This window comes from Janthinobacterium breve (assembly GCF_051380895.1).
Lineage (GTDB): Bacteria > Pseudomonadota > Gammaproteobacteria > Burkholderiales > Burkholderiaceae_D > Janthinobacterium.
Map to the genome: position 1 here is coordinate 1 of NZ_JBNYXY010000022.1, position 7,480 is coordinate 7,480.

At 50.1% G+C, this 7,480-nt stretch carries 8 protein-coding genes; 1 reads left to right on the top strand and 7 read right to left on the bottom strand.

What is annotated here, in order from left to right; all coding sequences use genetic code 11:
* Positions 1–48: 48 nt before the first annotated feature.
* Positions 49–264 (bottom strand): major coat protein, encoded by a 216-nt coding sequence (locus ACQ4W0_RS28995; protein WP_436576201.1) that lies wholly within the window; start codon positions 262–264, stop codon positions 49–51.
* Between the two features lie 514 nt (positions 265–778).
* A complete protein-coding gene (locus ACQ4W0_RS29000) occupies positions 779–1,090 on the bottom strand; it encodes a CTX-RstB family phage integration protein (protein WP_436579877.1) in 312 nt (103 codons plus the stop codon).
* 152 nt (positions 1,091–1,242) lie between these two features.
* Between ACQ4W0_RS29000 and ACQ4W0_RS29005 the strand changes: the two genes are divergently transcribed.
* A complete protein-coding gene (locus ACQ4W0_RS29005; protein ID WP_436579878.1) occupies positions 1,243–1,437 on the top strand; it encodes a hypothetical protein in 195 nt (64 codons plus the stop codon).
* Between the two features lie 12 nt (positions 1,438–1,449).
* Here the strand turns inward: ACQ4W0_RS29005 and ACQ4W0_RS29010 are convergent, their stop codons facing one another.
* The 5 genes from ACQ4W0_RS29010 to ACQ4W0_RS29030 form a co-directional block, all read right to left on the bottom strand.
* Positions 1,450–2,568, bottom strand: coding sequence for a replication initiation factor domain-containing protein (locus tag ACQ4W0_RS29010; RefSeq protein ID WP_436579879.1), 1,119 nt, complete (start codon positions 2,566–2,568; stop codon positions 1,450–1,452).
* A gap of 281 nt (positions 2,569–2,849) precedes the next feature.
* Entirely contained in the window at positions 2,850–3,116 is a 267-nt protein-coding gene (locus ACQ4W0_RS29015) for a hypothetical protein (protein ID WP_436579880.1), read from the bottom strand.
* Between the two features lie 158 nt (positions 3,117–3,274).
* Positions 3,275–4,579 (bottom strand): type II secretion system protein GspD, encoded by a 1,305-nt coding sequence (locus tag ACQ4W0_RS29020; protein WP_436579881.1) that lies wholly within the window; start codon positions 4,577–4,579, stop codon positions 3,275–3,277.
* A complete protein-coding gene (locus tag ACQ4W0_RS29025) occupies positions 4,576–5,721 on the bottom strand; it encodes a zonular occludens toxin domain-containing protein (RefSeq protein ID WP_436579882.1) in 1,146 nt (381 codons plus the stop codon). Before ACQ4W0_RS29025 ends, ACQ4W0_RS29020 begins: the two co-directional genes overlap by 4 nt.
* A 346-nt stretch (positions 5,722–6,067) precedes the next feature.
* Complete coding sequence (locus ACQ4W0_RS29030) at positions 6,068–7,357, bottom strand: hypothetical protein (RefSeq protein ID WP_436579883.1); 1,290 nt, start codon at positions 7,355–7,357, stop codon at positions 6,068–6,070.
* Positions 7,358–7,480 lie beyond the last annotated feature (123 nt).

The window sequence follows — 7,480 nt, forward strand, 5'->3', positions numbered from 1 at the left end:
ACCCGAAAAAAAAGGCGACCGGAGCCGCCCTGATAATGCTGATGAATTTTAGCCAGCTTTGGAGAAGGCCTTTTTCATCATCTTGATACCCCAGAAGCCACCGGCGACCAGGACGGCGACGGCGAACGCCGCAGTGATGTAGGTAGTAGCCTGACTGGACAACGCCGTGATAGCCGCGACACCCGGATCATCAGCCGCCGCAGCAACGCCCGAAACAGCAACCGCGCCCACCAGAGCCAAACCACGCTGAATATTTTTGTTCATTTCCACATTCCTAAAAAATGACGGTCTACATGAGATTGACGACGACCAAACGTCAAAATACTGCTAATCCAAAATTTCAATAGAGCGCCGGATAACTCGCTGTATCGCACCAGCGGCATACCCGATGCCGAACGCACTCAAGGCGTAGCCAACGGCAGCGGCAATGGTCATTATTTGTGCTCCAAAAACCGGGAAATGATGTACCTCACCAGATGCACAGCACAGAAGAACAAGCCCGCCAAGAAAAGGATTGGCCAGAGACTTCCGAGCAGCATCATCGTTGCGCCCCTGCAATCCAGCCCAACGCAAACAGCACCACCACCGCCGCCACAAAAAATATATCCGTAGCCTTATCCTGCGCCGCAACAGCGGCCACGTACTCAGCGCCCGACTCGACCACATAGGCACATGCAGACAACTCAGTGGGAGCGCTGGACACCGTGTACAGCACGGCACCAGACGGAGCATCAGGCCCGGTCAAATGTGTGGAATCAACGCAAGAAGGCATGATTAATTAAGCTGCTTTAGCCAGGGGAGGTGTTCCGAGAAATGCTGTAACGGTACTGACAAGTTTGCCCATGCGAGGGGTAGGCTCGACCGTAATTTCAACAATGCATGGAAATTTGACAGCAGAAAACTGCTGGAATGTAGCGATAGAATCGATAGGCAATTCCATCAACTCATAGCCATTCGCATCGACAGACATGGCACCCATCATGCCCGCTTCCATTGGCACCAAAGCCAACAAATTCATCATGTCGTAAGGCTTTTGACTTGTCTTGCCAATGCCGTATTGGCGCTTAACACCAGCTGCAAAAATTTTCATAGGTTCCCCATAGTTTTGCGGATAAAAAGATAAAAAGATAAAAAGATAATCCGCTACAAGGCGCAACTTATCAGGAATAATTACCCATCGTCAAGATAGAAATATTTTGCGATTGTTACATTCTGATAGATTTGCGCAGAGGAAATTAAAGTATGAAAAATATAAAAATTGGCGATGATGCGCACAAGAAAATGAGCCTACTTGCGGCTGAAATGAGCGTAAAAAAGGGCGATCTTTCGACAGCCCTTATCTTGGCATCAATAAATTTATTACATCAAAAAAAGATAGAAGAGTACTTAGATATAGTGACAAGTGACGTAAATTATAAGGCGGAGAGCGAGCATTGATGCAAGGTCAAATCAAAACGGCACAGTGTCATCAAGATGCCGAAATAACCCACTTTTCACCAGCCGCTTACAATGCGAACCAGCGTCAGCGGCATCAACTATTTGCTGATCTGTATACCCCATCCGGCGCAATGAATGCACCAGACCACCGTAAGAATTTTTCAGGTTAAGTTTCATCTTTTCAACATCTGCCTCAACTTCAGTTAGCAGAGTGGGCGGACGAAGGCCGTCAGTAAGGCCAATGATGCGGGAACAAAATGGGTAGGAACCTGCGAAAAAGTCATCCCTGTTTCGAATAATTGCATAATCATCCGCGTCGAGATCCCTATCGTCATTTGAATAGCGAACCTCGACGCGCAGCCAGTCAAGAACACCAACATCGCCAACTATGCCAGTAGAGCCATCAAGCCGATGCGAGGCGACAGACTCAGGCGTCTGATGCTCAAGCCAGTGCGCAGGAAGCTTGCCAAACTGTTCGAGCCCTTTTTCATACATGCAGATACGTTTACTCGAGCGCGGCGAACCGACATACAAAGTACGCCCAGCATTACCGTACTGCCCCTCAGTAGCATGACGATCAACCGCAGCACGACGGCCCCCAGCCTTCATTTGAAACTCACCAGCCTTCAAAGCAGACTCACAATCATCATACGAGAGTTCGCCATGGTAAAAATCAAGGGCCAAGTCGATACGCGTGATACGTGCGACAACCATACGCAAAACTTCCAGCACAAGACCGAGCCGATAGTCACACCAGTGTCGGCAAGCAGCACCAGAAAACGACACATAATTACGATTATGGTCGCGAGCACCCCAGGCAATCAAACCAATATTCTCGCCACAAGACAATATTTGCGCAGAAAAAGGGTACCCCATCCAGCCTCGCCCCTGATCGAGGAACGAAAGATCACGGGTAAAAGTGCCGATCAAGACACGCAAATCATCGATAGACCGAACAGAAGTAAAAGAAAGGTAGTCCAGCTTGCATTTTCTGCTACTTTTTTCTCTTAATTCCAGCTTTTGGGGGAGGGAAACTAGGTTTCCCCCCGTGTTACTAGACGGGGGGACGAGAAAATCGACCTGCGCGAGGTCAATTGACGCAAGATCAAAATCAGGTAAACTATCGGTCATTGGCATGCCCAGGATAAATGTCAATCAAGGCCCGGATGCGTCAACATCGCGGGCTTTTTCTTTTCAAATTCAAAACCGTTTTTCAGTGTATGGGGCCTATGGTGGACGTGAGCCACCTGGGCCTTAACGACGGGGACGGACTACCCGCTAAAACTTTATAAACTTGTCGCTCCACGCTCCGATGCGCACAGGCATTCTGAGACTATTACTACAACTACAAAAGCCGACTCCGACAGGCCCATAAAGATTTTGCCCTTCGGGCCGCTTGTGCCGCCAATACATCAACGCTTTCTCAACAGCCGGTCACGCATCACACGAGCAACGACCTCGCCCTTTGTCATATCCTTGAACTCAACAAACTTAGTCAAAGCATCAAGCACATCGGACGGAACATCGACGCTCAATTGAGCAACGCCGTTAGCACGCAGCCGAGCACGCCTAGCAGCCTGACGCTGCGCACCACTCATTGCATCCGGTTTCGGCGGACGCCCAGGAGGACGCCTGACGCCCGGCAACTCCAATGTGTTCAAATCAGTTTTCTGTTTCATATAGCCCCCAACGTTTACCAAGCAACAAAAGCTTAAAAAACAGTATATGTTACAAGTCACGACAATACAAGAAAATAAACGTTACAAGTCACATATAGCTATGGATAGGCAGCAGCGCACCGCTGCGCGGCACGCCGCAGCCTATCCACGGCGCAACATTACCTATCAGCGACCTTAGGGACTTGCGCACTCAAGATAAGCACCAAGTCGGTATGCAGTTTCGTCCCCGATCGGGCAGCCCACGAGGAAGGCAGGAAGGAGAAGCCAGAGGAGCTATCTACAGTTTGCGCATCATTCAAGCCGCCAATCAAAAGCACCTCACCATCGTTGACCGTCACCGCTGTTTTGACCTGGCGTTTAATGAGCGTGGGCGAACCTGTCACGCCACTTGACGTAGGCTTAAAACTGGAGATTTGCCCATCGATGGCGAGATTAATTTTGCCGTTACCAAGCACCTTAGGCAAAACGTCGACAATGACGCCAGAAGGCCTATACACAATGTTTTGCACGCTGTTCCCGGAATTGTCTTTGCCCGTGCTGGCAATCGTTGGCGTTTCATCGCCCACCGTCAGCACCATCTTTTGATAGTCATCACCCACAATGCGGCTATTCGATACCTGCTTAAAACGACCATCGGTATTGAGCGCATCGATCACCAACTGGAAATTTGTCCCGCGCAAGCTGATCGCAGACGCCGAATTGACGCTCCCCAGGGACGCACCGAACTTCGCACCGAGTACGCTGGCCATGATGGAAATACCGCGGCCCGAACTGGCGTTATCCGTGACCTCGACCCATGACGCGGACACGTCAACCATACGCGGCAGCTGATCGAGCGCACCGAGCAAGATGCGCATTTTGTTTAACTCCGAAGTGCTACCTGTCAGAACAATTTGATTGCCTGCCGCAACCGCACTACGGGGACCAAACGCAGCCGCCACGACCCCTGCCAAGAAATCAGCAGCACGACTTGCCGGCACATACACCTCATACTCATCATCGCGACGCCGGCCAGCGACAACGGACACCTGATCAACAGCGCCATCGCCTACATCGACACGCACAGGGCGCGATATCGGCCTGTCAGAAAACGCCGAAGAGGAAGCGCCCCCCGACACATCAACAGACGCTAAATGGATAGCGGATGGAACAGGAGTCGAAAATTGTGCAGCGCGGAGATAGTAGACACCATCGCGCAACTCGGAAGATATGCCCTGGTCGCGCAAAATGCCCTCAACAAACGCCGGTAACCGATCAGCATCGAGGGAACTCACCGACACTGTGAGCTTACGATCAAGAGCCAATGCATCCGGCGATATGACAAAATCACGAGAAAGCATATTCTTGAAAGTGGCCTGCGCGAAAGCGACAAGCGACACAGAAGAAAGCTGTATCGACACCGGCTGCCCTGCGCCAAACGCAACGCACGGCAACCAAATAAACAGAATAAACAGTTTTTTCATGCCACACCCCTTACCCAGGTATCAGCATCGACCAGCGCGAGCCAACCGCCATCGATAAAGCGAAAACGCAAAGCGGTAACACTGCGGCCGTCCGACAATGTGACAACGTAGACACTTCCCCGCGCGATATAACCAATACCGGTGATGTTTTTTGAGACAACCAATTCAGGCTCTTTTTGAGCAATCGTCGGCGCCAGGAATGGCTTACCAAAGTGATAGCCGAACACGCCCAGGGCGCCGCCAAGGCACAGCGCGGCAAAGAGAAATTTAGTCATATGTTTGTGGGGTGGCTTAGGAGGAAGAGCGCGATAGCTCAACATAGGCAAAGCGGCAGGCGTAGCCTGCAATGGCCCGATGAAATCGGGAGGAACACCAGCAACGGCAGACAAATGCCAAGACGAAAGCAGCGAGTGAGTACCGTGCGGATAGGTATCCGAGAAAACTTGCGTCGTGTTGTAAGCCTTGTTCAGATCATCGCCACGAAAATACCAACGATCCGCCACCAAAGCATCAGGAGAGGCCCCCAATCGCACCACACCGATATGCAAGCGCGGCATGCTACCGTTCGACGCCCCGGCAGTCATCAACGCAATAGCGGGGCTTAAAACAGGCACCCGCATACGATCCAAACGATTCAGCCTGACAACATACTCAAGCAGGGAGTCACGCAACTGCTTATCGACCTGGCTGATGTTTTGCATGATGAAAAAAACATCCCATCCATACTTGCGCGCATGGATGGCCCATTCCAGCATTTCAGCGCGGCCCTTGTCTTGAAAATTGCGAGTGTTCAGCCACGAACCGCACTCATCGAGCAGAAGCGCGCCATTGTGGGATTCATCAAAACCCGGCAACAACTTAGGCGACGGCGCAGTGGCAGTAATGCCTGCACGGCCATGCTGCAAAATTGGCTCAAAATCGATGAAACGATTGCCGCTACCGATCATGTACAAATCCACAGCAGACGGCTTGTCAGGCACCCGGATGACGATGCCCCGATCACGAGCTGGCATCAAGTGCTCCAGGAACACATCGCAGTTTGTGGCAACACGCTTGCCATCACGCAGGTAACGCCGAATTTGATCGATAGCAGCCTTACCCTTGCCACTACCAAGCTTTCCCGTAATTGCATATACAGCCATATCAACCGCCTATTTAATAATAAGGTTTAAACCTTTTTTCTGAACTACGTATACCAAACAACCAACCCAGACCATGACGTAACAAGTGGCAGCTGACAACGTTGTCGAATTAAAAGCAATCCCAAGACCAACAGCAAAATTAGGATGCGACGCGGACATACCTGCAATGCCCTGGGAACAAACACCCTTCGCACAAGAGGACATGAGTGCAATCAACGGTATAACAAGCGCCAACATTAGAATCACCGCAGAAAGACGAAAAGCGTGCTCCAATATTAAAAATCGAGAAAAAAGGTTAATCAAAACACCAAGGAGATTAATAAGTAGAGTACCGAGTAATGGCATATTAGGCTTTCATAGCTGATTGAACTTGTTTAACCGCGCCAACAAGAGCAAAGAAACAAATAACACCGCTGATAAACTTAGCAAAAATATTAACGTAAAAACATATATCAACTTGAACACTAGCACCAGTGACAGGATTATTAACACTAGGATTAGTGCAAACAGCTGTAGGAATAACAGGGAACCAATCACCAATGCCGAGCCGTTCTTTATTTATCTTTCCTATTTCTTCGAAATTGTCCTTATTAGAAGACTCGACAGCGCGATAACCGAGTTCACCCAAATCATCATCAATTTTAGGCATTCCAGTTTCATCAATTCGGCATCCAGGCTGACCAGGAAGACCACACCCATTGCCCTTACCATCACCTGGCGTACCAGAGCCAGGACCGCCAGGGGTGCCCCCAGGAGTACCACCAGGAGTACCGCCAGGAGTGCCGCCAGGGGTGCCGCCAGGGGTGCCACCAGGAGTGCCGCCAGGAGTGCCGCCAGGAGTACCGCCAGGGGTACCACCAGGAGTGCCACCAGGAGTGCCACCAGGAGTGCCGCCAGGGGTGCCGCCAGGATTAGAAGGGTCAGTAGGATTGGCGGGGTCAGTAGGCTTAGTGGGATCAGTAGGCTTAGTGGGATCAGTAGGCTTAGTGGGATCAGTAGGCTTAGTCGGATCAGTAGGGTTACTCGGATCAGTAGGCTTAGTCGGATCAGTAGGGTTAGTCGGATCAGTAATATCCCCGCCTTTATATGGCGGAACATCGGTATTAGGAACTTTCTCCACACTACAAGTTTGCGCACTTTCCGTTAACTTTACGTCGAAGACATAAAGAAAAATCCCCGGCTTTGGCGATGACTTTTGATACAGCTTACCTACATCAGATTCCCGGGCGACTACAGCCTTGCAGGAATTGATACAGAAAACATCCTGGAACTGGTTACCGTCGGCAGAAATTTTCTGAACATAATCAATACTCGTTCCAGACTTACTAGGACGGCCATATCCAATAGGATATTCATACGACCCGAGACTATCGCCTAAATTACATTTTCCTGATTTTTCAAAAGTGACAGTAGTAACGCCACCGTTATAAGCTTTAAAAGTACAACTCCAATAATTTCCGGTAGTCCCAATTGGCTGACAGGTTCCCCCTGTATTAGGCATACCATTAGGAGCACCATATTGCGACCAGGCCTCTTCTAAACTCTTCCAATTACCACCACCGTTTCCTCGATAAACAATACCGGCAGACGAACTATTGACAACGAAAAACAGCAACCAAAAAATAACGTTTTTCATATTTAAACCCGAAAAAAAAGGCGACCGGAGCCGCCCTGATAATGCTGATGAATTTTAGCCAGCTTTGGAGAAGGCCTTTTTCATCATCTTGATACCCCAGAAGCCACCGGCGACCAGGACGGC